Genomic DNA, 25,803 nt, shown 5'->3' on the forward strand with positions numbered 1-25,803 from the left:
GCGAGTGCGGAAAGCCCGACCCCTTTCGGCAGGCTCAAGGCAGGCCGAGGGGTAACGCCCTATTTCATTTTATATTTTGTTGTTCCTTTTGAAATCTTTACTTTATAGGCTTTTAGTTGGATGCCGAATTGGTTTCGGTATTGTTTTGTGATTTTGGCGATGACCTCTTTTTCGGTCCCTTTTTCAATCAGATTGATGGAGCAGCCGCCGAAGCCACCACCCATCATGCGTGCCCCGAGCACGGATTTTTCTTCTTGTACGGCATGGACTAAAAAGTCGATTTCGGGGCAACTTACCTCGTACTCTTCGGACAATCCTTGGTGGGTTTCCGATAGTAATTGGCCTAATTTTTTAAAATCGGAATTCTTTAATGCCTCAGCGGCCTCTTGAACCCTTTGAATTTCTTTAACCACAAAATGACAGCGTTTGTAAATAGTTTCACCGAGTTGATCTTTGAGACCAAGTAGCATAATTTCTTGGCAATCGCGGAAGGTTTTGACCTCAGGAAAGTTTTGTTTGATGATGGTTAAGCCTTGTTCCACCTCTTGTCTTCTATCGTTGTAGCCCGAAGTTAAGTGTGTGTGTTTGACATTGCTGTCCAATAAAAGTAACGCATATTTTTTGAAATCGGCCTTGTAGTATTCGTATTCCAGGGTATTGCAATCGAGTTTGATGACACGGTTTTTTTTTCCGAAAACGGAAGCAAATTGGTCCATGATACCACAATGCACACCCACGAAAGTGTGTTCCGATTGTTGACCGATGTGCGCCATATCTTGTTTGGTTAAACCTAAGTCGAATAGTTTGTTCATGGCATAAGCCACACCACATTCTAAAGCAGCGGAAGAGGATAAACCGGCGCCCATCGGAATCGTACTGCTGAAAACAATGTTACAACCCGAAGATAAGCCTTTGCTTTTTAATTGATGGAGCACGCCTAAAATGTAATTTACCCACATGGTATTCACAGGTTTTAGGTTGTCATTCAAATCCAATTGGTAAGCTTCGTTGAGATCTTGGGCAATAAGGGTGAAGTGGGTATCGGCGTTTTTTGAAATGGCAAAACAAATGTATTTATTGATGGCGGCGGGCATCACAAATCCGTCGTTATAATCGACGTGTTCCCCGATGATATTGATGCGTCCTGGAGACAAGAAAATATGCTCGGGTGCTTTTTGAAATACGTTCTGAAAGTGTTCCGAAGTATGTTGGATAAGCTTTTTCTTCATTATTGGATTTGTATGGTTGCAGAAGCTGTAAATAATCCGTTAGACTTGGCTTCGAGGGTAACTGTTCCCGGCGTTTTTCCGGCCAAAAGAATCACTTGACATTTGCCGTTAAATGCACTGCGTTGCCAAGCGCCTTCGGCACATTTATCGGGTTCGTGCGAACTTGGGTCGCCGTTGCCGACCCCAATGATTTTAGCATCTCCGGAGAGAGCGAATAGCACTCTGTTATCCGCTACCGGTACTTCTCGGCCTTTATCGTCTACTATGGATACGTTGAAAACGGTCGCATCTTTTCCGTTGGCTGTGAGTATACTTTTATCGGTATTGAGTACCACTTTGTATGGTGTGCCGGTGGTTTCTACTTTTGAGGTGATTTTTTTACCTTTCTTATAGCCGATGGCTTCCAGTGTTCCCGGTTCGTAGTTGACTTGCCATTTGAGGTGGCTGTTTCTTGGCATGACTTTTTTGCCTACCGTTTTTCCGTTCAGGAAAAGTTCGATTTCATCAGCATTGGAGTTGACCCAAACTTCTATAGGTTGGCCTGTTTTTTCCGGCCAGTTCCAATGCGGTGAAATGTGCAAAACATCCTTATCGGTCCACCAACTTTGATAGTAGTAGTAAATGTTTTTCGGGAAGCCACACACATCCATAATGCCGAAATGCGAGCTGATGTTAGGCCATTTGTATGGCGTTGGTTCGCCGCGATAATCGAATCCGGTCCATACAAATCCGCCTAACCAATAATCGTTTTCGGCGGCGAGTTTCCACCAAGTTTCGGCTTTGCTGGCCCACCAAGGATGTGTAATGTCTTGGTCGGGAACATAAGCCCTGATTTCGTCTTTTTCGTAAATGCCGCGCGTGGTTACGGTGCTTCCCATTTCGGTTCCTAATAACGGTTGGTTGGGATGGTCTCGGTGGTAATCGGCTACGGCGTATTCGCGGTAGTTGAATCCGCGAATCGGGATGACTTCGTTGACGCCTTTAAATTCGTTGGCCATATCGGCCGCATAGGTACTGGTTCGGGTTGGATCTAACTCTTTTTGAATGGCGAGTAAGGTTTGTGCAATTTTTTTGCCGTAGTCATTGCCTTGAATGTTTTGCTCTTCGTTACCAATAGACCACAAAAACACGGAAGCATGATTTCTGTCGCGTTTGATTAGGCGTTGGAATTGGTCGATATACTCCGGGCTGCTGTTCAGCAAACGTTGCTCATCGATAACCAACATGCCCAAACTGTCACAAGCTTCCAAGAGTTCAGGTGTTGGGGCATTGTGACTAGCTCTGTAGGCGTTAGAGCCCAATTCTTTTAACAGTTTGATGCGATAATATTGCAAGTAATCGGGTAGAGCGCTGCCAATGCCGGCGTGGTCTTGGTGGTTGTTGGTGCCCTGAATTTTGAGGTGTTTTCCGTTTAAAAAGAAACCTTCATTGGCATCGAAGCGCACTGTTTTGATACCGAATCGGGTTTGAGCTTGGTGAACGATATGGTTTCCCGACTTCACTACAGTAATGACTTTGTACAAATACGGGTCGTCTACAGACCAGAGTCGGGCATTGGTCAATTTCATTTTTTGTTTTATGGTGATGTTTTTTCGGATACCTAAGTTGATTTTATGCTCCGAAGTTTGGACCAGTATTTTTCCGTTTCTGTCGGTGATTAGGTTGTAAACGGTGCCGTTGGTTGTAATGAGATTGTTATTTTGCAAAGTAGTTTCTATGGTTACCGAGGCGTTTTTGCCTTGAACTTCCGAATGCACAAAAATGCCGTCTTGAGGAATATGGAATTTATTAGTGACATTAAGCCAAACGTGGCGGTAAATCCCGGCACCTTCGTAAAACCAACCTTCAGCTTGGGTAGCATCTACACGAACCACCAAAACATTATCGCTTTCAAAATTCATATAGTCGGTTACATCGAACGAATTACCGACATAGCCGCTGAAGTTGGTACCCACATAAAAGCCGTTAATCCAAATAGTCGCATTTCTGTAAATGCCGTCAAATTGGAGTTCGAAACGCTTGTTCGCATCTTTTTTATCAATGGAAAAATGTTTTCGATACCAACCGATGCTGGTTTCCGGATAAGCACTACCAACCGGTTTGTAGCCGTGCGTGTCCATTTCATGAGTGGTCGATTTTACAAAAGGCAATTCGACAACCCAATCGTGTGGTACATTGATTTTACGCCAAGTAGTGTCGATGAATTTAGGGTTGACTACCGTAGTTTCAAACACATTGGATTTGTGGAATAGTAGTTTATTGCCATAGTCAAAGTCTTTGTCCGGATTGGCTGCGTGGCCGAACTGGAATCTCCAGTCGTCATCAAGACTGATTTTTTGCTGAGCTGATGTTATAAAACTCAGTGCCAAAAATAAGGCGGTGAGGTATTGTTTTTGAAAGTTTTTCATTGCGATTAATTTTCTTTAAAAGCGTTTAATGCCGGAGATGGTTTGCCGTCCGCTTGCCAAGCGCTCAGGGCATAATGACTCCAGCTTCGGGCGCCTTGCGGTTCCCAATAAAGCACGCCGATGCCTTTATTGTTCGGTACGTTTTTAACGGCTTTAATGGTGGCTGTTAATAGTTCATAGGTGTTTTGTACTTGATTATCTTCGCCGCCCACTTCTACGACCATGACTTCTTTGCCGTAGCGTTTCGCCATATCATTGAGATTGAACTCCAGATCGGCTATGGTTTCGGTATAATCTTTTTTAATCCAATACGGATAATAAGACAAACCAATTACGTCATATTTTACTTTCTGCGCTGTAGCATTGTCAAAAAAGATTCTGAATTTTTCGTTGTTGTTGCCTTCGTCAACGTGTACAATGACTTTGATGTTTTTATCGACTGCTTTTACCGCATCATAACCTTTGTTTAATAGCTGTCCGAGTTGCGGCCAATTGTCGGTACTGCCGTCGGGCCACAGCATACCGCCCGGAATTTCATTGCCTACTTGAACCCATTCGGGTGTGACGCCGGCTTGTTTTAAAGAATTGATAACGTCATACGTATGGTTGTAAACATCGTTTAACAATTCGGCAAAGGAATGTTTTTCCCAGTCTTTCGGTTTGAATTGTTTGGCCGGATCTGCCCAGGAGTCGGAATAATGAAAGTTAATCATGATTCGGAACCCCAATTTTTGAGCGCGTAAGGCCATGACTATAGTTTCTTCTTTACTGCAATGGCCGCTCGTTTTATCATTTGAAGGATTGACCCAAACCCGTAAACGGATGGAGTTCATGCCTAAGTCTTTTAGTATTTGCAGGCAATCCGCTTCTTTACCGTTGGTGTCGTAGAATTTGTATCCTGTGGCTTCCATTTGGGGTAGCCAACCTACGTCGGCACCTTTAGCGAAAACTGTTTCTTTTTTTTGCCCGAAATTTAATCCGGTAATTAAAAGCAGGAGTAAGGTTATTGCGTTTCGTTTCATCATCAATTAGCATTAAATACTTCCAGGGTTGGAAGCGAATTGTTGTTAAAATCCCATAAAGCTTGATTTTCCCAGGAAGAACCGTTGGTTGCTGTTGGCCCTCGGAAAGCGACCCATTCGCTACCCCAATAACAAAATCCTAAGCCGTAATTGCTTTGTGTGACGGTGTTTTTGATGGCAGAAAGAAATCCTTTTTGACCAGTTGGAGTAGCCGGGAAAGCCGGTAAAATTTGGTTGGGTAAACCAATGATGTTGTTGGTGTAATCGTTGTAATCAAAGGTAAACGGATAGGCTGTTTCCGCAATAACGACCTTTTTGTTGTACAATTGGCCCAAAGCGTTCATCGTATTTTGTAGTGTTACCAAATTGGTTCCATGCCAAATAGGGTAATACGACAAGCCGATGTAATCATAATCGATGTTGGCGACTTTACTGAAATACCAATCCGAGCCGGATATACCGGCGTGGTGTAACATGATTTTTGCGGTTGTTGATTTACTTCTGATGGCCGCACCGGCAGCAGAAACGAGTTCCAAATATTGATTTTCATTAGTGGAAAGTTTGCCTTCCGGCCAAAGCATACCGTCGTTGGTTTCATTGCCGATTTGAATGATATCAGGATTGATTTCGGTCATGACCAAATTCGTATAATCGGTAACGGCTGTTTTCAAAGCAGCAAACGGTAAACTTTGCCAAGCTGCAGGTTTGGTTTGATGTGCCGGATCGGCCCAAGTGTCCGAATAATGTACGGTTAACCATACCTTAAGTCCGGCTGCTTTGACTCTTTGAGCAAAAGTTTTTACTTCGGCCATCCCCGAATGCCCGTCGGATGGATTTTGCCATAAACGAATTCGGATGGTATTGCAGCCAGCATTTTTTAAGGTTATGATGGCGTCTTCATTGTTACCGTTGTGTTTGAAAACCGTGCCTTCGCTTTCAATTAAAGGAAGATAAGACATATCGGCACCACGGAGAAAAACATCTTCATTCACCGGTGATTGCGTATCTGAATTGCTGTCGGAAGAACAGGAAAACAATGAAACGGATAACAGGAGTAATACTACCTTTTTCATAGCTATAGATTTTCAAATTTGAATATAGTTTGATGGGAGTACCATTCGTTTTTCCCTAAAACAGCAGTAGGGAAATGACTGTGGTTGGGAGCGTCCGGAAAGTTTTGAGTTTCAAAACAAATCCCGCTGGTTTTGTGATACTCCGTAGCTTCTTTTCCTTTAATTTGATCAAAGCAATTGCCGCCAACATAAACATGGACTGCCGGTTGGTTGGTGATAACTGTCATTTTAATTTTTGATTTTTCACCATACATTGTAGCTGCTTTTGTATCGTTTAATACAAAGGTGTTATCAATGATTGCCGGACAATCTTTGGTTGTTGAAAAATCGTAATCATGATTTTTTAAAGAGATAAATTTACCTGTCGGGATTAATTCTTCGGTTGTTTCCAGCATGGTATCGGCATTAATAGTAATTTTTTGATGGTTGATGTTTTCTTGATGACCATTTAAATTAAAGTAACTGTGTTGTGTGAGGTTTACTATGGTATCTTCGGTGGATTTTGCAGAAAATTCCACTTTTAGTTCATTTTGGTCAGTTAAGGTATAAGTTACTCTTACGCTTAATTCTCCCGGAAAATTTTCTTCATTGTCAACGCTCAAATACTCTAAAATAATGGATTGCGTTTCCTCTGAGGGAATGCTTTTGACTGTCCATACTTTTTGGCTGAAACCAACTGAACCACCGTGAATTTGATGTCTGTTGTGGTTACTGGTCAATTGGATTTTTTCCCCGTTTAATATAAAAGAGGCATTGTTAATTCTGCCGGCATATCTGCCTACAACGGCTCCCAAATAAGGTGCGCTGGGTAAGTTAAATGAATTGATATAGCTTTCCAATTTGTCGAATCCCAAAACCACATCGGTTTTTATACCATTTGAATTCGGAATTTTTATTGAGGTTATTGTTGCTCCGTAATTAATTACACTTACTTCCATACCCTGTTTATTGGTTAATGTGTAGCAAAATACCTCTTGGTTCTCCGGTGTCAATCCGAAGAATTTTTCATTTAGACTTGGGTTGTTTTGTGAAATATGGTTTTTAAACATGGTTTTTTTATCAATCTTATAACGAAAGTATCGTTTTATCTTTTTCATCCATACCACTACCTACCGGTTTTTTCGTAACTTACCACCAGTTAATTGTATGGAGTATGAAAATCATCACGATAAACAATCAATCGGCACAGCCTAAATACAAACAAATCGTACTGTCTGTTGAAATGGCCATAGCGGAGAAGCGATTAAAAAGAGAAGATAAATTACCGTCGGTAAACAAAGTCAGTTTGGAATTTTCTATTTCAAGAGATACCGTTTTATTGGCCTATGATGAATTAAAGAAGCGCGGCATTATTTATTCGGTTTTGGGAAAAGGTTATTATGTGAAGCGTGTTGCCTTTACTTTGGAGCAACGCGTTTTTTTACTGTTTGATGAATTGAATGCGTTTAAAGAAGATTTGTATACTTCTTTTCTCTATCACGTGAATAAGAATTTCCAAATTGATATTTTCTTTCATCATTTTAATTTGGAGATGTTCAAGAAGTTAGTAGAGGAGAGCAAAGGCAACTATTCTAAGTACATCATTATGCCTTCCAACCTGGAAATTCCGGTAGATTTGGTTAGGTCGTTGCCTTTGAACGATACTTATATTTTAGACCAAACGAATGAAAGTTTCAAGGAGTTTCCGGCGGTTTATCAGGATTTTGTGGCCGATATGTATGATGCGTTAACTTTCGGGTTGGATAAGGTGAAAAAATATACCGAGTTGATTTTGATTTTTCCCGGAGAGAAAGAACCGACCGGTATGGTGAGTGGTTTTTTGAAGTTTTGTGTTGAAAATAACAACAAGCATTCTGTTATTTCTTCTTTTGAAGACAATGAGATACAAAAAGGCAGTTTGTTTATTATTCCCAATGACCGGCATTTGGTAAACGTGATAGAACAAGCAAAGCGGCAGGGTTTCATTTTAGGGGTTGATTACGGCATCATATCCTACAACGATACTTCGTTGAAAAAAGTGGTAGAGAATGGTATTACAACCATTTCCACAGATTTTAATGCCATGGGAAAAACATTGGCACAAATGATTAATACCAATTCGAAATCAAGTATAAAAAATATCTCTAGGTTGATTATGAGAAATTCACTTTGAGATGCTTATAAGGCAGTGATTTTTTTTAAATCGGCTATGGTTTGTATTGGGTTTTTAGCCCCGAAAACAAAACTTCCTGCTACCAAAACATCGGCTCCGGCCTGAACTAATTGTTTCGCATTTTTATCGGTTACACCGCCATCAATTTCGATGACTGTCGGAGCATTTTTACGGATAATAAGTTCTTTTAACTTCTCGACTTTGATATAGGTATTTTCGATAAAGGATTGTCCGCCGAATCCGGGATTGACACTCATCAGACATACTAAATCGATGTCTTTGATTACATCCTCAAGTAAACTGACGTTGGTGTGCGGGTTTAGTGCAACGCCGGCTTTCATGCCTTCGGCTTTAATGGCTTGTAAAGTTCGATGCAAATGAGTACAAGCCTCGTAATGAACGGTTAATATATTAGCGCCCAACGAGGCAAAAGTTTTGATGTATCGGTCGGGATCCACAATCATTAAATGCACATCAACGGTTTTTTGGGCATGCTTTGAAATAGCTTGTAAAACCGGCATTCCAAACGAAATATTAGGAACAAAAACACCATCCATAATGTCGATGTGAAACCAATCGGCTTCACTCGTATTAATCATTTCGATGTCGCGTTGTAAATTGGCAAAATCGGCTGCCAGAACTGATGGTGCAATAAGGGTGTTTTTCATTTTGATCATGTTGTGTGTTGTTGGTGCAAAATTAGTTTATTCACCGCAAAGTCAGCAAGGTTTTTTTCCGAAGTTCGCAAAGAAAGTTTTGGGTTAAATTACGGCAGAGCTTGCGTTAGGGATAGGAACGGAAATCCTTTTTTAGGATTACCCGAAGCTTGCGTAGGGAAATACAATACTAAAAAAGATTGTAGTGGATAGCCCGGCCGTAGGCAACGCCCAAATAAGAGGGTGTTTAAAAAATAAAACTCCGGGAAATCGAGCAAAGCGAACAGACCGGAGTTTTATTCCTCATACAAAAAATAAAACTCCGGTAATCAGCCGGAGTTTCAATCATCAATCAAAAAACGAACAGTTAATCAGACTGTTGTTGCGGTTATTGGGATTATCCCAAGTATGTTTTTAATATTTTACTTCTGGAAGTGTGTTTTAGTCGACGTATGGCTTTTTCTTTAATTTGACGCACACGCTCGCGGGTTAAATCGAATGTTTCTCCGATTTCTTCTAACGTCATCGGATGTTGGTCGCCTAAACCGAAATACAAACGTACAACATCTGCTTCACGTGGCGTTAAAGTTTCCAAAGATCTTTCGATTTCCGTACGTAATGATTCGTGAATCAATTCTCTATCGGGATTTGGAGATTCTCCGGAACGCAATACGTCGTATAAGTTAGAGTCTTCTCCTTCTACTAATGGCGCATCCATGGATAAATGACGGCCTGAGTTTTTCATGGACTCTTTTACGTCGTTTACGGTCATATCAAGCTCTTTGGCAATTTCTTCAGCAGAAGGGGCGCGTTCGTTAGATTGCTCTAACAAGGCGTACATTTTGTTGATTTTATTGATAGAACCGATTTTATTCAATGGCAAACGAACAATACGCGATTGCTCGGCCAAAGCCTGAAGGATGGACTGACGAATCCACCATACAGCATAAGAAATGAATTTAAAACCACGGGTTTCGTCGAAACGTTGTGCCGCTTTAATCAATCCTAAATTCCCTTCGTTAATCAAATCCGGTAACGTTAATCCTTGATTTTGGTACTGTTTAGCCACCGAAACCACGAAACGAAGATTGGCTTTGGTTAATTTTTCTAAAGCTCTTTGATCTCCGGCTTTGATGCGTTGTGCTAATTCCACTTCTTCATCTGCTGTAATCAAATCTACTTTCCCGATTTCTTGTAGGTATTTGTCTAAGGATGCGGTTTCACGATTGGTAACCTGTTTGGTGATTTTGAGCTGTCTCATCTAAATTTCTCCTTTTCTTTAAAGTATTCAGGCTGTTGTACGTTGTGAGTTTCAAAAAAGTTACAATATGTGAAATATTTTTTTCTTTTATTGATTTCGAAATCAAGCAGCATGAGTATTCCCTGCATAGGGTAGATGGAATTTCATTAGAAATGTATGGAATAAGTTTAAAAATTATTTGTTTAAGAAAGTATACCGAATGCCGGTGTGAATCCCAAAATAGTAAGACTTGTAATTGTTATTGTCAAACGATTTGACCTGATAATTGAATCTTGGTTCTGCAACTATTTTGGTGTTTTTGAAAAGTTCGTAAGACAGTCCTACTCCGAGGTTTACGGTAAAAGACATTTGAGACAAATATTTAGACTTTCCGATTTCTTGTGAAAAGCCATTGTCGGTTGTAATGCTTACAACATTTTCGCTCAATGCCAAATAGCTAAAGCCTGCTATACCGTCGAGTCTTAATTTGTTGTCTGAAATATTGTAGTTCACTTCAAGTGGAATTTCCGTGTAGGCTATTTTTTGACTGATATCCATTTTTTCGGCGTTCCCCGATTGGGTGTAAATGGAATTGTTGGTAATATTTGATTGATAGCTGATGCCGCTGTAGTTTGGGGTGTTTACGGGTGCATTTTTGGTAACGTATTGTAAATTGGTTTTGGTATAGCCAATGCGTACAGCGATTTGATCTGTTAATTGGTAGCTCAATCCAATGCCGTAGCTCCAGGAAATTTCTGTTTTTTTTGTCAGAGAATCAAGATCTCGGTCCAACGTTGATTTTTTAGCGAAATAGCTGTAATACGTTGGTGACACAAAAACATCAACGTCAAATTTCCGATAGGTTTTAGTGCTGTCCTTTTCTTTTTTGTCTTCAGGCCGCATGGTGATGTTTTTTACTTTGTCTTTGTTTTTTTGAGCCACAAGAGAATCTTTTTTTGTTGTCGGAATATGTTCTTTACCTTCTGTTTTGTTTCCGTCTTGTAAGAGTGACAAATTGGGAGAAGCTATAATTCTTTGAAGTATAGCATCGCCCTTTTTGCTTATATTTTCATCAGAAGTTTTAAACTTTGTTTTTTTCTTGCGGGTCGTTTTTTTGAACTTTGTTGTAGAATATTGACCCGATTTTCCTTTAGAAAATTTTGATTTTTTTGAAACGGTAGTTTTCTCCGAAAGAATAGGGTTAGAAGTGCTTTTATTATTGATGGTATTTTGATTATTTGTGGGATTGAGATTTAAGTTTTTAATATTGTCATTTTCTAATGCTGAGTTGCTTTCTTTGGCCGACGTATCGTTAGGGAACACATTTTCTTGGTCCTGAGCCGTTTGGGGATGGTTTTCATTAACTGTGATGTTTTCTTTGGAGCGGTTTGGAAACGACGAATTGTTTGATTGATATCGGTATACATACCAGATTGTCAAGGCGCCGAAGATAAAAAATCCGATAATTTTTGTCCAAAAGAAAAAGAAACCGATTCTTCTTTTTCTCTTTTTCTGAAGCTCAATGCTGATATTGTTCCATACGTTGTCACTTGGAGATTTTTCCAAGGCCCGTAACTTCTCATTAAAGATTTTACCGATGTCTTTTTTATTATTCATACTTCATATTCACTTTAGCAACAGGCTTATTCGATTTGATTTGCTCTTTCAAAATCATTTTGGCCCGGTGTAGGTTTGATTTGGAGGTTCCGACAGAGATTGACAGCATCTCGGCAATTTCGGCATGCGAAAAATGATCGAGTTCATATAAACTGAATACTAACCGGTACTGATTTGGTAGTTCCTGAATTAGCGATAAAATGTAATCTAATGAAAAGTTTTCCATCTCACTTTCGTCAATCTCTGTGTCCGGAAAGGTATGATTGCTGATGGGAATCATTTGACAGGCTTTTTTATAACTATCAATGGCTTTGTTGATGGTAATGCGTTTCATCCAGCCTTCAAACGAACCCGTGTGGTTGAACTTTTTGATGTTGTTGAAAATCTCTAAAAAAGCATTTTGCAGATTGTCTTCTGCTTCTTCTGTGTTTTTACAATATTTAAGACTAAGTACAAAGAGAGTATCCTTGTAACGATTGTACAATTCTTGTTGGGCCACAATATCGTTTTTGGCACACTTTTTTATGAGCTGCTCTAAGTTCAAAAAAGGGTGTTTAGAAATAGCGAATACATCTTGTTTTTACAGAACCGCTTACCGGTGCTTTACTGGTGTTATACATTTGTCCATCCGAAAAATCTATGGTTTTAACCGTAGCGGCATCATTCTCGGTTGAACTCCAGTATACCGTATTGCTGAAATTTCCCAGGTTTTGCTGATGCAAATTAGTATAAAGCAACAACAATTCATAATGACTCGGTAAAAACCAGTCTTTTACGCCGTTAATTTGATAGCCTAATGTTTCTCTTGCGGCAACAGTTCCATTGTTAGCGACATCGCAAACGGATGGATTTGTATAAAAGTTAAGTATCGTATCGTGAAAGTTTAGGATACTACCGGAGTTGTACATTCCCTTTCCTATGTTGTTGTTTTGTGTGTTTGTAATCGATGACGTAACACATCCCCATTGAAAGTCGGCTAAATCTGCCGTGGCGGTTTCGGCATAACGCCAACCGTCGCTATACGAGCCTTTGTCATAAAATACGATGCCTCCGGCCGGACCAACATCACCAATAACATAGGTGTTTATAGTTTGACAAGATTTTTTCAGGTGAATGTTTTTAGGCAGGTTATCTATAATAATTTCATCGCCGGCAATAATGACTTTTCGGTCTATATTCCAATCCAAGGCCACCTGAGAAGTTCCTACCAAATTGATGTTGATATGGAATTCATCATTGACAAATAAAAATGTCCAGCTGCCTAAGTATTGTTGGCCGTTGTAATAAAAATTAATTGTTCCGTCAACATTGGCGTCAAAATATCCGCTTAGATAGCGATTGTCTCCATTGATGTCATACTGTATTTTCCAAACGCAGGGAGTGGTTATGCTTGGGCTCGAAGTGCAAAAAAAACCATTGCAATAACTGATAATGTCTTCTCTTGAACAACTGTCGATGGCCAGTTTGAGTTCGGAATTATTGTTTACCGTAAACTCAGTTCCATCCTCTAGTGTAGTCGAAATAGGGTAGCTGATACTCAGGGATTGGTCGGGTTGCAGGATGCTCAGGAAAGCGCTGAAATTGTCATCGCCTATAATGGTCACGGAGCCTATTGAATTTAAATTGGCATCATAAATCACCAAATGCAGCGGGTAAATAAAGTCGATGCACACAATGTCTTGCAAGGGGTCATCTTCCTCTTTGGTGACACGCTCCAAAAGATTAAAAAGTTCCGAATCTTTTTGAATTAAATCTTCGGCATTAGGTAGCGATATTGTATCATCTATGTCTTTGCAGCTATTGATGCATAATGTCAGCAACAATAAAAAAGGTACTCTGGCAAGGCGAACTAAGTTTTTCATACGGTTGGTCTTTTTAGTGAAGTCTGAGGTAAATGAAAAGGTTGCGTTGTAATCCTAAAAAAATATTCTAAAAACGACTTTTTGTCACATTGCGCATCTGTTTTTTGAAGATTGATGAGCTATTGGTCTTGTGATGACAATTTTTTTTCGGTGCAAAATAAAACCTCAACTGATGAAAGTTGAGGTTTTGAAAAAGAATTAACCTAAAATATAATAATCAATACGATTAGAAATAACGAATAAGCCTGGTTTTTATATTGGCATCATTTTTTAAAGCAGTATTGGATTCCCCAACAGAGAAATTAAAGCATTTTGCTTCGGTTGAACTAAATTCAGATGAACTCCAGTAGTTGGTGTTTTCAAAATTACCTAAATTCAAAGGGGTTAAGTTTTCATGAATTTTTTCGAGCTCCCCGATAGATGGAATAAACCAATCATTAGTGTTTACTGTTTGCATTAATGCAGTTACAGCGGTAACTGTTCCGTTGCTGGATATACTGCAAACGGACGGATTAAGATAAAAGCTATTCAGATTGTTATGGAATTGAGCAATTGCTATAGTGTTTTGATAACCCGTTCCGATATTTTCGTATTGAGCGCCTTCAATCTCAGCGTTGTTACAGCCCCATTCCTCGATTATCAAATCGCTAGTAGCGACTTCTATATATCGCCAACCATTGGAGTATTCTCCTTTGTCATAGGCAACAATACCACCATTCGGACCAACTTGTCCTAATTCATAGATGATATTGTTAGAACACACTTTTTTAAAGTTTCGCGGAGTATTATTGTAGCTTATTTGCATGGTGCTTCCGTAAAGTGAGTTAATCAAGTAATTATGATTCCATTCCTGAGCAACGGTAGAAGTTCCTTCGAGGTTAATGTTGAGATAAAGACTGTTGTTTAAAAATAAAAATACCCAAGTGCCTAAATAATCAGAGCCTCGGTGGCGAAAGGTAATCGTGCCGTCATCATTTGCTTTAAAAACCGATTCCGCAAATTCGCTATTGGAGTTTTGCGGATAGGGCATTTTCCAAACACAAGTTTGATTGCTAAACAGACCATTGCAATGGGCTATAATATCTTCTCTGGAGCACGAGTCCAATGCCAGTTTCAGTTGTTGGTCATTGTTAACGCTAAAAATAGTGCCATCGGGTAATGCAGTTTGTATCGGATAGCTGATGCTTATGCTTAGATCGGGGTTTAAAGTGCCCAATAGTTGGCTGAATTCATCGTCACTGTGTACGCGAACAGTGCCTTGCGGATGAAAAGCGGCGTCATATAGAAAAAGAGTGAATGGGTAAACAAAATCGATACAAACGGTGTTTTCAACAGGGTCGTCTCCCCGTTGTAATACGGCCTCAATTAATTGGAAGAGTTCACTGTCTTGTGGTATGGTGACACGGGTCAAATCGGCAGGTTCATTCTGGTCATTACAGCCGGATGTGATAAAGAATACGGCTAAAATTAGTAAAATGATTTTCTTTGGTTTTTTCATAGATTAGGTCTTTAGTCGTTAGTAGTCAGATAGCCCTATCGATTAAAGGTTGCGTCTAAGTCCAATAAAAAATCCGCTTCTTTTGGAAACGGATTTGATATGAATTAATAAAAAAATGGGTATTAACCTTTCGGAGTGTCTTTTTTATCTTCCCTCGGCGGACGATTTTCGTCTCTTGGCGGTCTTGGTAAAAGTGCTTTTTTAGACACTTTCTCTTTGCGTGTTTTAGGGTCGATACCTAAGTATTTTACCATAAACACATCACCCAATTTTACCACATCAGATACATTTTCGGTTCTTTCCCAAGCCAATTCCGATACGTGAAGTAATACTTCGTTACCCGGTGCTTTGGTATATTCTACAACCGCACCGAAATCAAGCATTTTAATTACTTTTACTTCGTAAGATTCTCCTACTTCCGGTTTGAAAATAATAGAATCGATTTTGGCTAATACTGCAGCAATTCCGTCCGGATCGGTACCTAAGATTTCCACGACACCTTGTTCGTCTACTTCATTGATTACAATGGTAGTTCCGGTAGCTTTTTGTAATTCTTGAATCACTTTTCCGCCCGGTCCGATTAAGGCACCAATGAAGTTGCCCGGAATAGTACGCATGATGATTTTCGGAGCGTGTTTTTTAACATCCGGTCTTGGTGTAGCAATGGTTTCCACCAATTTGCCCAAGATATGCATACGACCTTCACGAGCTTGGTTCAACGCTTGCTCCATGATATCATAACGCAATCCGTCGATTTTGATATCCATTTGACAGGCTGTGATTCCGTCTTTGGTTCCGGTTACTTTAAAGTCCATGTCACCCAAATGATCTTCATCCCCTAAGATGTCTGATAAAACAGCAAACTTTTGACCGTCGGTAATTAATCCCATAGCGATACCCGAAACCGGTTTAATCATTTGAACTCCGGCATCCATTAAGGCCATAGTTCCCGCACAAACGGTAGCCATGGATGATGAGCCGTTAGATTCTAATACTTCAGATACAATACGTATGGTATACGGACAATCAGCAGGAACCATGTTTTTCAAGGCGCGTTGTGCCAAGTTTCCGTGACCTACTTCTCTGCGGGAAGTACCTCTTAAGGGTTTGGCTTCACCGGTTGAGAATGGTGGGAAATTATAGTGTAAATAGAATTTTTCTTCTCCTTGCTCTGATGGTGAGTCGATTTGGTTGGCTTCTCTGGAAGTTCCCAAAGTTACTGTGGCTAAAGCTTGTGTTTCACCACGGGTAAATAAAGAAGAACCGTGTACAGAAGGCAAGTAATCCGTCTCACACCAGATGGGTCTGATTTCGGTCGTTTTTCTACCGTCTAAACGAATCCCTTTTTCCAAGATCACATTACGTACGGCTTCTTTTTGTGTTTTGTAGTTGTATTTGCCAACCAATTCGGCCAAATCCGGATTTTCGGCATACTCTTCTTCCGTAAATAAAGCTTTTACTTCTTCTTTTACTGCTGCGAATTTTTCACCTCTTTCACTCTTGGCCGAAGCTTCTTGCGCAATCGCATAATATTTGTCGTAAGCAGCTGCTTTCACTTTTTTGTAAACCGCTTCATCCTCTTTTTCACCTTCATATTCGCGGTAAGCAGGCGAACCCACAGCAGCTCTTAATCGTTCTTGTGCTTGGATTTGTATTTTGATAGCTTCGTGAGCAAATTTGATGGCTTCAACCATTTCATGCTCTGAAATCTCTTTCATTTCACCTTCTACCATACAAACGGAGTCGGCAGAAGCACCAATCATCATGTCGATGTCGGATCTTTCTAAATCAGCTTTGCTTGGATTAATCACCAATTTTCCGTCTACACGGGCTACGCGTACTTCAGAAATTAAGTTGTAAAAAGGAATATCGGAAACCGCTAGGGCAGCAGAGGCAGCCAAACCGGCTAAAGCGTCAGGCATTACATTTTCGTCATGCGACATTAATTGAATCATCACCTGAGTTTCAGCGTGATAATCATCGGGGAAAAGCGGACGCAAAACGCGGTCCACCAAACGCATCGTTAATACTTCGCTGTCGCTGGGACGCGCTTCTCTTTTGAAAAAACCTCCGGGAAAACGTCCGGCGGCGGCAAACTTTTCACGGTAATCTACGGTTAATGGTAAAAAATCAACACCAGGGTTGGCTGTTCTGGCCGATACGGCTGTGGCTAGAAGCATACAGTCGCCTAATCGTACTACTACAGCACCGTCGGCTTGTTTGGCTAATTTGCCGGTTTCGATTAAGATGGTTCTCCCATCTCCCAAATCGATTGTTTCTTGGGTTACTTTTGGAATCATAAAAATTAATTCGTTTAAACTATTAGGTTAGTTGTGTTGTTGTTGTGTGTGCTAGTAGTTGTTGTAACCCAATGAAAAACCGAAACTTTCTTTTTTGTTTAAAACAAAAAGAGGCGCGCAGGCACCTCTTTAGTATTGATTATTTTCTAATATTCAATTCTTTGATGATCTCACGATATCTGTTGATATCTTTTTTCTTTAAGTAGTCAAGAAGGCTTCTTCTTTTACCCACCAATAGAACTAACGAACGCTCTGTGTTGTAATCGTGACGATTTTTTTTCAAGTGCTCAGTTAAGTGTGAGATTCTGTAAGTAAACAACGCAATTTGCCCCTCGGCAGATCCCGTGTTTTCCGCTTTTCCTCCGTGTTTTGCGAAGATTTCAGCTTTAGTTTCTTTAGTTAAATACATTCCAATATTTATTTAAATGATTATTATGTATGAATTAAGGCTTTCTCAATTCGTGTGCAAAGGTAATTTTATTTTTTGATTGGGCAAATAAAAATACGACTGCCTTTTAAAAAAGTTTGGCAACTTCCTTATTTACAAACTCTAAAAATCGTTCATCTGCCTCGGTAAACGGATCGAGGACGTGACTGTCGATGTCAATTTGACCAATATTCACTCCATCGACAAACAACGGCACCACGATTTCTGACTTCACAGTGAAGCTGCATGCAATATAATTGTCTTGAGCCGCTACATCAGGCACCACAAAGTTAGCATTTGATTCGGCTACTTGACCGCAAATCCCTTTTCCGAACGGAATTACCGTGTGATCGGTTTCGGCACCAACGTAAGGGCCAAGGTGCAAGGTTTTGGTTTCGTGATTGGCAAAATAAAAACCTACCCAGTTGTAGTAGGGAACACTATCGGAAAGAAATTGACACAGTTTCTTTAACTTCAAATCTCTCTCAGCGTTTGATTCGGAGAGGATGCGGATGACTTCCAGATGTAAATTTTCAAAATTCATTTTCAATTTTTTCTGCAAAAGTAACGACTGCACTTTTTTTATTTTGTATAAATTTGTTAAAAATTTAGCCTTGAAAAACCTATTGTTGCAATACAAACCCTTTTTGCTTTTTTTGGGAAAGTTTCTGTTGACGTATTTGGTTTTGACGATGGCGTACCAATGGTATTTGAGTCGCTTTGACTCCCACAAACAAGAGGTTGATGCATTTACGCAATCGGTAGCCCAACAAACGGTCGCGGTATTGCAATGGTTTGGTTCCGAATCCTACACCCAACCGCATCTTAAGGAACCCAGCGTAAAATTAGTTTACCAAGGGAAATATGTTTCCCGGATTATTGAAGGGTGTAACGCCATCAGTGTGATTATTTTGTTTGTTTCTTTTGTAATGGCGTTTACCGGGAAATTAAAAAGCACATTACTCTTTATACTTTTCGGAACAGTCCTGATTCATTTGTTAAACATTGCTCGTATAGCCTTACTTAGTGTTGCTTTATATCATTATCCCCAATATGAACACCTACTGCATGGGGTCATTTTTCCATTAATCATTTACGGTACCGTATTTTTGTTATGGGTGCTTTGGGTAAACAAATTTTCATTACATGCTACAACAACTCCTACAAAATAAAAAGAGGGTATTTTGGTCTATAGTTTTGGTTTTCCTGATGGTGCTTATCAGGGTTTTTGAAGACCAATTGTTTTACGATCCGTTTTTAAATTATTTCAAGGGTGAATATGCAAATATGCCGTTACCACCCATCAATATCTATAAACTATTCTTCAGTCTGGGCATTCGCTTTTACCTCAATTCGGTGCTTTCGTTGTTCTTGCTGTATGTTATTTTTAAAGATACTCAAATCGTTAAGTTTTCGATATTATTGTACATGATTCTCGGTTCCATATTGATGATTAGTTTTGTTTTTGTATTGAATTTTTTCGGAGAAGAACACAAAATGACGCTTTTTTACCTTAGACGCTTTTTGATACAACCTATTTTTATTCTGCTTTTTATTCCTGCTTTTTATTATCAGAAACGACAAAAGCCATAATAACTTTCGTAACTTTATCCTAATCAAAGCCAAAACAACCGATTATGAAAGTGGTCAAACATTCGGGTTCTATAGTCGATTTTAACCGTGATAAGTTAAAAGCGTCTTTGCTCAAATCGGGGGCTTCAATTCAGGTTGTTGAGGATGTTTTGGCGGCTATCGATAAAGAAATCTACGAAGGAATTTCAACCAAAAAAATTTATAAGCTGGCTTTCGGATTGTTAAAAAAGACTTCAAGTTCTCATGCCGCTCGTTATAATCTGAAATCGGCTTTGCAAATGCTGGGTCCGACAGGATTTTTCTTCGAAAAATTTGTGGCTCGTTTATTCCAGGCTGAGGGCTATCTTACCCAAACCAATCTTTTTCTTTCCGGTAAATGTGTGGGTCATGAAATAGATGTGGTCATTAATAAAAATGATTACCTGGAAATGATAGAGTGTAAATTTCATGCCAAAAACGAAACCAATTCCGATGTCAAAGTACCGATGTATATTCTGTCCAGATTTAATGATATTAAAGACAGAAAGCATTTGATTTTTACCAAGAATGATACGTTGTCGGGGTGTTGGATTGTCACCAATAATCGATTTACCGGCGACGCCATGGCTTTTGCGCATTGCTCGGGTTTGCAATTGTTAAGTTGGGATTATCCGGTTAAAAACAACCTTCGAAATCGCATCGATCAGCAGCAACTTTATCCGGTAACGTGCTTAACTACCTTATCATTAGCCGAAAAAGATAAATTGTTGGTGTTGGATGTCATACTGGCGCGTGAAGTATTGGATAATTTTGAGGTTCTCGAACAAATCGGATTGAGTTCCAATCGCATTAAAAACGTGGTCAAAGAAGTGTCTGAACTCTGTAAATATATTTAGAATGAAAATCAAATTCCTGGGCGGTGCCGGTACGGTTACCGGTTCCAAAACGCTGATTGAAACCAACGGAGTCCGAATCCTGATTGACTGCGGCCAGTTTCAAGGGATCAAACAATTGCGTGAACTCAATTGGGAATCGCTGCCCATTGAACCCAAAAGCATCGATTTTGTGTTGCTTACCCATGGTCATTTAGATCATTGCGGCTGGTTGCCTCGATTGGTTCATCAGGGATTTGAAGGAAAAATTTATTGTACATCACCTACCAAAGATATTGCCAAGTTAATTCTTCTCGACAGTGCTAAAATACAGGAAGAAGAAGCCGAAATGGCCAATAAAAATCATTTTTCAAAACACAAAATAGCCGAGCCGTTATACGATGTAGCCCAAACCGAAAAAGTATTTCCGCTGTTCAGAGTCATCAAAGAAAAGGAGCCTTTTGATTTAGATCCGGAAATCACAGCGGTTTTTCAAAATGCCGGTCATATTTTAGGCGCTTGTTCGATAACGCTCACCATGGAAGGGAAAACTTTGGTTTTTTCGGGAGACATCGGGCGCGATGACGATGTGTTAATGTATCCGCCGACAAAGCCTCAAAAAGCCGATTATATTTTTCTGGAAAGTACGTACGGCAACAAACGGCATCCCGATGAAGACGTAAAACTGTCTTTGGAAACCTACATCAACAATACGTTCCGAAAAGACGGAACAGTTATTATACCAAGCTTTGCTGTTGAAAGAGCGCAAACCATAATGTACTTGCTTTGGCAATTGATGCGAGAAGGCAGATTGCCCGATATTCCTTATGTTATCGATACACCCATGGGTATTGATGTGCTTAAACTGTTTCAAACAAACTCGAGTTGGCACAAATTAAGACCCGACGAGTGTATCGAAATGTGTCAAATGTTCACCATGGTTTCCGATTATGAAGACACTATAAAAATGATTTACACCGTTCAGCCTAAAGTTATTATCGCCGCAAGCGGTATGATTACCGGAGGAAGAGTGCTCAGTTATTTGGAACGATACATCGGAAAACCGGAAACCACGGTTATTATTGTAGGGTACCAAGCCGAAGGAACCCGTGGAAGAAAATTATTGGAAGGAGAAAAAGAGATTAAAATGCACGGTAAAATATACCCGGTAGAAGCTACTATTTTAGAAATAGAAGGATTATCGGCACACGGAGACCAACACGATTTGTTGCATTGGTTGTCCGCGTTGGAAAACCGTCCGGAAAAAGTCTTCTTGGTTCATGGGGAGAATGAACCGGCCGATGCATTGCGTTTTCAAATTCAGGAGAAATATGGCTTCGACTGTATGGTTCCTTTTTTGGGACAAGAAATAACATTGTAACTTTAATAGTATTTTAAGTTTTTTATTATTCTAATTCTATAATTTTGCAACATGATTCTAAAGAAGCAACTTAGTGTTTTAATTGCCTTGCTGGTTTTGGTTTCCAATTCCGGTTTAGCTTTTAACGTACATTACTGTGAGGGCGAAATTGCTTCCATCTCTTCTGTTTTTACCCAAGAAGAGATTTGTGATACGGATGCGGAAAGTCAGGCTAGAACGATAACCGTTGAAGATACTTGCTGTGCCAAAATTGAAATTACTCATAATAAATGTTGCTCAGACAAAAAGGTAGACCTCAAAAGCAAAACCGAAAAAATTGTTATTAAAACCATTTCATTCGACTTTGAGCCTGCTTTTTTTGCTGAATATCACAATCCTTTTTTTGTAGCGGCTAACACCGTAAGCACCACTAAGGAACCGGTTGCTTTTTACTGTGATTCTAATGCGCCGCCGCTCTACCAACTATACTGCCAATATACTTTTTACGCCTGATTTTAGTATTCGTTAGTTACATAGTCTCTATTTACGAATATTAAAATCTTGTATAATGAAAAAAATAATGCAAATTGCTGTGTTGCTGCTTTCTGTGATAGGATGGTCACAAGAAGCTGTAAAACAAGACACCCTGAAAACCGTTACGGTGCAAGGCAGCAAAAGAAGTATCAAAAAATCACTCAATCTTACGGCCAATACTACTTTGGTCACCAGCAAAGAGTTGCTCAAAGCAGCCTGCTGTAATTTGGCGGAAAGTTTTGAAACCAATCCGTCTATCGATGTCAACTTTTCCGATGCGCTCACCGGTACCAAGCAAATCAAAATGCTCGGATTGACCAGTCCGTATATCATGATTACCGAGGAAAATATTCCGTCGGTTCGCGGCGCCTCTCAGGCCTATGGGTTGTCGTTTACACCCGGAACGTGGATAGAAAGTATTCAAATTACCAAAGGCGCCGGCAGTGTGGTGAATGGTTACGAGAGTATTTCGGGGCAAATTAATAGCGAGCTAATCAAGCCGATGAACGACATTCCGTTTTTTGTAAATGCGTATGGTGATACCGGAAGTCGTTTTGAACTCAACACCCATTTCAACAAAAAAATATCCGATAAATGGGCGACCAGTTTGTTTGTTCACGGCAATGCCCGTGTGGCCAAAAATGATATGAATGACGACGGCTTTATGGACAATCCGTTAGGAAAACAATTCAATGCGGTCAATCGTTGGCAGTATTCCAATCCCGAAACCGGTTGGGTTTCGTTTTTGAATGTTCGTTACATGAACGACCAAAAGCAAACCGGACAGCTTGATTTTGATCCCGACAGTCATCGATTAACCACCAATTATTGGGGTTCTGAAATCAACACAGAACGTATCGATTTGTCCACTAAGATTGGCTATGTTTTCAAAGACATGCCGTATCAAAGCATCGGTTTTCAGAATGCCTTCAGCAACCATAATCAACAATCCTATTTTGGGTTAAACCAATACGATATCAAGCAGCAAAGCTATTATTCGAATCTGATTTTTAATTCCATTATTAATAACACCCGAAATAAATTTGCGACCGGATTGAATTTTACGTATGATAAGTATTCGGAGTTTGTGAATTTGGCGGATGTGAGTCGAATAGACAATTCGGTTGGCGCTTTTTTCGAATTTACCCATGATAATAACGATAATTTCAGTTACATCTTGGGTGGTAGATTCGATTATCACAACCGACTGGGCGCATTTTTTACGCCGCGTTTGCATGTAAAATACAATCCTTGGGATAAGGCTGTTTTGCGATTCTCGGCGGGAAGAGGGAAACGTGCCGCGAATATTTATGCCGAAAACCAAAATTTATTTGCCAGCTCCAGAGTTTTTTCAGTACTGGATTCGAATGGCAAAATCTATGGTTTAAATCCGGAGATTGCTTGGAACTACGGCATAAGTTTCACGCAAAACTTTTTGCTGTTCGGTAAAAAAGCCGATGTAACCGTCGATTTTTATCGTACCGACTTCCAAAATCAAGCGGTAGTCGATGTGATGAATTCACCACAGCAAGTTTTGTTTTATAATTTAGACGGTAAATCCTATGCCAACAGCTTACAACTCGATTTTAATCTCGAGATTATCAAACATTTCAACCTAAGAACAGCCTACAAATACTACGATATTACAACCGATTATCTTTCGGGAGCTTACCAAAGACCGTTGCAGGCCAAGCATCGTTTTTTCGGGAACTTGGAGTATGAAACGCATATTGTAGAGAAAGGGAAGCAATGGAAATTCGATTTTACCTGGAATTGGTTAGGGAAACAGCAATTGCCTTTTACAGAGAGTAATCCGCATCACGACCGGTTACCCGAGTTTTCGCCGTCATTCTCTACGATGAATGCGCAAATCACACGAACTTTTTCGAGTACTTTTGAAGCGTATATCGGTGGTGAAAACATCGGAAATTATACCCAGCACAAGGCTGTTTTAGGTGCCGACGATCCTTTTGGCCCCAATTTTGACACCTCCATAGTGTACGCTCCTGTTTTCGGAGCGATGTATTATGCCGGAATACGATTTAAAATAAAATAAAAACAATAAAAACAGAAAATATGAAAAGTATACTTTTAGGAGCGCTGTTGTTTTTGGTTACGCTACCATCAATGGCACAAGACAAAAAAAACAAAAACGCGAAGTACGAAATAGAAGTCAACGGTAACTGCGAGATGTGCAAAAAGCGTATCGAAAAAGCCGCGTTTTCGGTTGCCGGTGTTAAAAGTGCCGAATGGCACATTGATAATCATATGCTGCATTTGATTGTTAATGAGGAAAAATGCTCTCTTCTTGAGGTGAAAAAGGCTATTGCAAAAGTAGGACACGATACTGACGATGTGAAAGCCACTCAGGAAGATTACAACAAATTGCACGGCTGTTGCCAGTATGAACGAAAGTAATTAAAAAAAAACTCCTTGCCGATGTAAGGAGTTTTTTTATGCTTACTTTTATCAAAATTTTGATGCCTTGAAGATAAAAATTCTTTTCCTATTGATGATTTTCTGCCACGTCAGCTTTTCTCAAACCCAACAAGATCAGCGTGTATGGATGGCTTATACCGGTCAGTATAAGGCTTCGCCTAATTTGGGTTATCATATGGAAGCTCAGTTTAGGATGGATAATCAGCTGGAGCAAAACCAACAAAATTTATTTCGGGTCGGGGTTATTTATCACTTTTCCGAATCTCAAAACGCAACTGCCGGTTATGCATTAGTGAACACTTTCAGTGCTGCACGGGATGATTTTTTTAAAGAAAACCGTATTTGGGAGCAGTATCAAATCACGAAGAAATGGTCTAAGGATATTCTCATTAATCGATTTCGATTGGAACAGCGCTGGGTAGAACAGCTACGGTTCTCTGAATTGGAAGGCGTCACCTCCGAAACAGCGTATCAAAATCGATTTCGGGTTTTGAATCGGTTTTTATGGTATATGACGCACTTGAAATCGGAAAAAGAATCCTTTTATTTTGTTTTGCAAAATGAACTTTTTGTCACTTTGGGGGAAAACGAGGTGAATTCAAAAGTATTGGATCAGAACCGACTTTTGGTGGGATTCGGACTCAATTATAACAATACCATTCGATTAGAATTGGGCTACCTGAACCATTATATTACCTCTTCAACGGCAAACGATTTGATGAATCATACGGTTTCGATTTCCTTGTTTCACAATATCGTGTTATAAAAACCCTAAAGTAGCCGCTATCCCAAAAAATATCCTTAATTTCACGCTCGAAATTTTTACCCTTAATTTGAATACTCCATGAGTGATTTTGATTGGATGCAATTGCTGAATCCCGAGTTTTACATAACCATGTCTATTGGCGGTGTAAAAGTTGGTTTGTGGATTGTGTTGTTTATAGTATTTGCCGAAACCGGTTTGTTTGCCGGATTTTTTCTGCCCGGAGACAGTTTACTTTTTTTAGCCGGAATTTACAGCCGTGATTTGGTGGAAAACTTTACCTTTATTGAAAGTGACCTTTTGAATGTAACCCTATTGGCAGTTTTAGTAGCCGTAGCCGGAATTTTAGGGAATATGGTCGGTTATTGGTTTGGTGCCAAAAGCGGTTACTATTTGTATAAAAAAGAAGACAGTTTTTGGTGGAAGAAAAAATACCTAATCCAATCGAAAGATTTTTTTGAAAGATATGGCGGAAAAGCTATCATATTTGCTCGTTTCTTGCCTATTGTAAGAACTTTTGCGCCTATTGTAGCCGGAATTGTGACTATGGATAAAAAGAAGTTTATGTTTTATAACATTCTTAGTTCTTTTTTATGGTCGTTTATTTTGATTTTTTCCGGTCACTATTTATACGGAATGTTTTTGGATAAATTCGATATCGATTTAAAACATCATATTGAGAAAATCGTCATCGGAATTATTTTGATTTCTACCTTTCCGGTGTTCCTTAAAATGATTAAGAAAACACCCAATACAGAATCACAAGAATAAAAAAAGCC

Annotated in this window: 24 protein-coding genes; 10 read left to right on the forward strand and 14 right to left on the reverse strand. The window is 39.7% G+C overall.

Annotation, left to right across the window (positions count from 1 at the left end; genetic code table 11):
- Positions 1 to 59 precede the first annotated feature (59 nt).
- Genes galK through QHT84_RS10440 form a run of 5 tightly spaced genes read right to left on the reverse strand, consistent with a single transcriptional unit; the run spans position 60 to position 6,781 of the window.
- Positions 60 to 1,229 carry a galactokinase gene (gene galK, locus QHT84_RS10420; protein ID WP_283239502.1) on the reverse strand — a complete coding sequence of 390 codons (1,170 nt, stop codon included), beginning with the start codon at positions 1,227 to 1,229 and terminating at the stop codon, positions 60 to 62.
- Positions 1,229 to 3,637, reverse strand: coding sequence for a beta-galactosidase GalA (gene galA / locus QHT84_RS10425; protein WP_283239503.1), 2,409 nt, complete (start codon positions 3,635 to 3,637; stop codon positions 1,229 to 1,231). Before galA ends, galK begins: the two co-directional genes overlap by 1 nt.
- A 5-nt stretch (positions 3,638 to 3,642) precedes the next feature.
- On the reverse strand, positions 3,643 to 4,662 hold the full coding sequence (locus QHT84_RS10430; RefSeq protein WP_283239504.1) for a glycoside hydrolase family 53 protein: 1,020 nt from the start codon (positions 4,660 to 4,662) through the stop codon (positions 3,643 to 3,645).
- Entirely contained in the window at positions 4,662 to 5,732 is a 1,071-nt protein-coding gene (locus QHT84_RS10435) for a glycoside hydrolase family 53 protein (RefSeq protein ID WP_283239505.1), read from the reverse strand. Before QHT84_RS10435 ends, QHT84_RS10430 begins: the two co-directional genes overlap by 1 nt.
- A gap of 2 nt (positions 5,733 to 5,734) precedes the next feature.
- Positions 5,735 to 6,781, reverse strand: coding sequence for an aldose epimerase family protein (locus tag QHT84_RS10440; protein WP_283239506.1), 1,047 nt, complete (start codon positions 6,779 to 6,781; stop codon positions 5,735 to 5,737).
- A gap of 104 nt (positions 6,782 to 6,885) precedes the next feature.
- Here QHT84_RS10440 and QHT84_RS10445 point away from each other — a divergent pair, with 104 nt between their 5' ends.
- The gene (locus QHT84_RS10445) at positions 6,886 to 7,884 is read left to right on the forward strand and encodes a GntR family transcriptional regulator (RefSeq protein ID WP_283239507.1); all 999 of its coding nucleotides are present in this window, start codon (positions 6,886 to 6,888) and stop codon (positions 7,882 to 7,884) included.
- Between the two features lie 5 nt (positions 7,885 to 7,889).
- Here QHT84_RS10445 and rpe read toward each other — a convergent pair whose 3' ends face one another.
- The 9 genes from rpe to QHT84_RS10490 form a co-directional block, all read right to left on the reverse strand.
- Entirely contained in the window at positions 7,890 to 8,552 is a 663-nt protein-coding gene (gene rpe / locus QHT84_RS10450) for a ribulose-phosphate 3-epimerase (protein ID WP_283239508.1), read from the reverse strand.
- 385 nt (positions 8,553 to 8,937) lie between these two features.
- Entirely contained in the window at positions 8,938 to 9,801 is an 864-nt protein-coding gene (locus QHT84_RS10455) for a sigma-70 family RNA polymerase sigma factor (protein ID WP_026711939.1), read from the reverse strand.
- A 174-nt stretch (positions 9,802 to 9,975) separates the two neighbouring features.
- Positions 9,976 to 11,397, reverse strand: coding sequence for an outer membrane beta-barrel protein (locus QHT84_RS10460; RefSeq protein ID WP_283239509.1), 1,422 nt, complete (start codon positions 11,395 to 11,397; stop codon positions 9,976 to 9,978).
- The gene (locus tag QHT84_RS10465) at positions 11,390 to 11,941 is read right to left on the reverse strand and encodes an RNA polymerase sigma factor (RefSeq protein ID WP_283239510.1); all 552 of its coding nucleotides are present in this window, start codon (positions 11,939 to 11,941) and stop codon (positions 11,390 to 11,392) included. The genes QHT84_RS10460 and QHT84_RS10465 overlap by 8 nt, the downstream gene beginning before the upstream one ends.
- Before the next feature lie 10 nt (positions 11,942 to 11,951).
- Positions 11,952 to 13,259 carry a hypothetical protein gene (locus QHT84_RS10470; protein WP_283239511.1) on the reverse strand — a complete coding sequence of 436 codons (1,308 nt, stop codon included), beginning with the start codon at positions 13,257 to 13,259 and terminating at the stop codon, positions 11,952 to 11,954.
- 226 nt (positions 13,260 to 13,485) lie between these two features.
- Positions 13,486 to 14,757 carry a hypothetical protein gene (locus tag QHT84_RS10475; protein ID WP_283239512.1) on the reverse strand — a complete coding sequence of 424 codons (1,272 nt, stop codon included), beginning with the start codon at positions 14,755 to 14,757 and terminating at the stop codon, positions 13,486 to 13,488.
- Positions 14,758 to 14,879: 122 nt separating this feature from the next.
- The gene (locus QHT84_RS10480; RefSeq protein WP_283239513.1) at positions 14,880 to 17,057 is read right to left on the reverse strand and encodes a polyribonucleotide nucleotidyltransferase; all 2,178 of its coding nucleotides are present in this window, start codon (positions 17,055 to 17,057) and stop codon (positions 14,880 to 14,882) included.
- Between the two features lie 139 nt (positions 17,058 to 17,196).
- The gene (gene rpsO / locus QHT84_RS10485) at positions 17,197 to 17,466 is read right to left on the reverse strand and encodes a 30S ribosomal protein S15 (protein ID WP_129464726.1); all 270 of its coding nucleotides are present in this window, start codon (positions 17,464 to 17,466) and stop codon (positions 17,197 to 17,199) included.
- 106 nt (positions 17,467 to 17,572) lie between these two features.
- On the reverse strand, positions 17,573 to 18,028 hold the full coding sequence (locus tag QHT84_RS10490) for a GAF domain-containing protein (RefSeq protein WP_283239514.1): 456 nt from the start codon (positions 18,026 to 18,028) through the stop codon (positions 17,573 to 17,575).
- A 70-nt stretch (positions 18,029 to 18,098) separates the two neighbouring features.
- Between QHT84_RS10490 and xrtF the strand changes: the two genes are divergently transcribed.
- The 9 genes from xrtF (at position 18,099) to QHT84_RS10535 (ending at position 25,795) form a co-directional block, all read left to right on the forward strand.
- The gene (xrtF, locus tag QHT84_RS10495; protein ID WP_283239515.1) at positions 18,099 to 18,656 is read left to right on the forward strand and encodes an exosortase family protein XrtF; all 558 of its coding nucleotides are present in this window, start codon (positions 18,099 to 18,101) and stop codon (positions 18,654 to 18,656) included.
- Positions 18,631 to 19,077 (forward strand): exosortase F system-associated membrane protein, encoded by a 447-nt coding sequence (locus QHT84_RS10500; RefSeq protein ID WP_283239516.1) that lies wholly within the window; start codon positions 18,631 to 18,633, stop codon positions 19,075 to 19,077. Before xrtF ends, QHT84_RS10500 begins: the two co-directional genes overlap by 26 nt.
- 44 nt (positions 19,078 to 19,121) lie before the next feature.
- Positions 19,122 to 19,952, forward strand: a complete 831-nt coding sequence (locus QHT84_RS10505; protein WP_283239517.1) for a restriction endonuclease — start codon at positions 19,122 to 19,124, stop codon at positions 19,950 to 19,952.
- Position 19,953: 1 nt separating this feature from the next.
- Positions 19,954 to 21,309 carry an MBL fold metallo-hydrolase gene (locus QHT84_RS10510; RefSeq protein WP_283239518.1) on the forward strand — a complete coding sequence of 452 codons (1,356 nt, stop codon included), beginning with the start codon at positions 19,954 to 19,956 and terminating at the stop codon, positions 21,307 to 21,309.
- A 51-nt stretch (positions 21,310 to 21,360) separates the two neighbouring features.
- Positions 21,361 to 21,801 (forward strand): HYC_CC_PP family protein, encoded by a 441-nt coding sequence (locus tag QHT84_RS10515; protein ID WP_283239519.1) that lies wholly within the window; start codon positions 21,361 to 21,363, stop codon positions 21,799 to 21,801.
- Positions 21,802 to 21,856: 55 nt separating this feature from the next.
- Positions 21,857 to 23,878, forward strand: a complete 2,022-nt coding sequence (locus tag QHT84_RS10520) for a TonB-dependent receptor plug domain-containing protein (protein ID WP_283239520.1) — start codon at positions 21,857 to 21,859, stop codon at positions 23,876 to 23,878.
- A gap of 20 nt (positions 23,879 to 23,898) precedes the next feature.
- A complete protein-coding gene (locus tag QHT84_RS10525) occupies positions 23,899 to 24,240 on the forward strand; it encodes a heavy-metal-associated domain-containing protein (RefSeq protein WP_283239521.1) in 342 nt (113 codons plus the stop codon).
- A 67-nt stretch (positions 24,241 to 24,307) separates the two neighbouring features.
- Positions 24,308 to 25,027, forward strand: a complete 720-nt coding sequence (locus tag QHT84_RS10530) for a DUF2490 domain-containing protein (RefSeq protein ID WP_283239522.1) — start codon at positions 24,308 to 24,310, stop codon at positions 25,025 to 25,027.
- A 78-nt stretch (positions 25,028 to 25,105) separates the two neighbouring features.
- Positions 25,106 to 25,795, forward strand: a complete 690-nt coding sequence (locus tag QHT84_RS10535) for a DedA family protein (protein WP_283239523.1) — start codon at positions 25,106 to 25,108, stop codon at positions 25,793 to 25,795.
- Positions 25,796 to 25,803 lie beyond the last annotated feature (8 nt).

This window comes from Flavobacterium sedimenticola, assembly GCF_030053345.1.
Classification (GTDB): Bacteria; Bacteroidota; Bacteroidia; order Flavobacteriales; family Flavobacteriaceae; genus Flavobacterium; species Flavobacterium sedimenticola.

Coding starts and splice junctions, on each gene's coding strand:
- rpe (WP_283239508.1), bottom strand. CDS start 8,552: ATGAAAAACACCCTTATTGCACCATCAGTTCTGGCAGCCGATTTTGCC.
- QHT84_RS10430 (WP_283239504.1), bottom strand. CDS start 4,662: ATGATGAAACGAAACGCAATAACCTTACTCCTGCTTTTAATTACCGGA.
- rpsO (WP_129464726.1), bottom strand. CDS start 17,466: ATGTATTTAACTAAAGAAACTAAAGCTGAAATCTTCGCAAAACACGGA.
- QHT84_RS10470 (WP_283239511.1), bottom strand. CDS start 13,259: ATGAAAAACTTAGTTCGCCTTGCCAGAGTACCTTTTTTATTGTTGCTG.
- QHT84_RS10435 (WP_283239505.1), bottom strand. CDS start 5,732: ATGAAAAAGGTAGTATTACTCCTGTTATCCGTTTCATTGTTTTCCTGT.
- galK (WP_283239502.1), bottom strand. CDS start 1,229: ATGAAGAAAAAGCTTATCCAACATACTTCGGAACACTTTCAGAACGTA.
- QHT84_RS10535 (WP_283239523.1), top strand. CDS start 25,106: ATGAGTGATTTTGATTGGATGCAATTGCTGAATCCCGAGTTTTACATA.
- QHT84_RS10510 (WP_283239518.1), top strand. CDS start 19,954: ATGAAAATCAAATTCCTGGGCGGTGCCGGTACGGTTACCGGTTCCAAA.
- QHT84_RS10455 (WP_026711939.1), bottom strand. CDS start 9,801: ATGAGACAGCTCAAAATCACCAAACAGGTTACCAATCGTGAAACCGCA.
- QHT84_RS10460 (WP_283239509.1), bottom strand. CDS start 11,397: ATGAATAATAAAAAAGACATCGGTAAAATCTTTAATGAGAAGTTACGG.
- QHT84_RS10515 (WP_283239519.1), top strand. CDS start 21,361: ATGATTCTAAAGAAGCAACTTAGTGTTTTAATTGCCTTGCTGGTTTTG.
- QHT84_RS10480 (WP_283239513.1), bottom strand. CDS start 17,057: ATGATTCCAAAAGTAACCCAAGAAACAATCGATTTGGGAGATGGGAGA.
- QHT84_RS10525 (WP_283239521.1), top strand. CDS start 23,899: ATGAAAAGTATACTTTTAGGAGCGCTGTTGTTTTTGGTTACGCTACCA.
- QHT84_RS10475 (WP_283239512.1), bottom strand. CDS start 14,757: ATGAAAAAACCAAAGAAAATCATTTTACTAATTTTAGCCGTATTCTTT.
- QHT84_RS10440 (WP_283239506.1), bottom strand. CDS start 6,781: ATGTTTAAAAACCATATTTCACAAAACAACCCAAGTCTAAATGAAAAA.
- QHT84_RS10500 (WP_283239516.1), top strand. CDS start 18,631: ATGCTACAACAACTCCTACAAAATAAAAAGAGGGTATTTTGGTCTATA.
- galA (WP_283239503.1), bottom strand. CDS start 3,637: ATGAAAAACTTTCAAAAACAATACCTCACCGCCTTATTTTTGGCACTG.
- QHT84_RS10520 (WP_283239520.1), top strand. CDS start 21,857: ATGAAAAAAATAATGCAAATTGCTGTGTTGCTGCTTTCTGTGATAGGA.
- QHT84_RS10445 (WP_283239507.1), top strand. CDS start 6,886: ATGAAAATCATCACGATAAACAATCAATCGGCACAGCCTAAATACAAA.
- QHT84_RS10505 (WP_283239517.1), top strand. CDS start 19,122: ATGAAAGTGGTCAAACATTCGGGTTCTATAGTCGATTTTAACCGTGAT.
- QHT84_RS10490 (WP_283239514.1), bottom strand. CDS start 18,028: ATGAATTTTGAAAATTTACATCTGGAAGTCATCCGCATCCTCTCCGAA.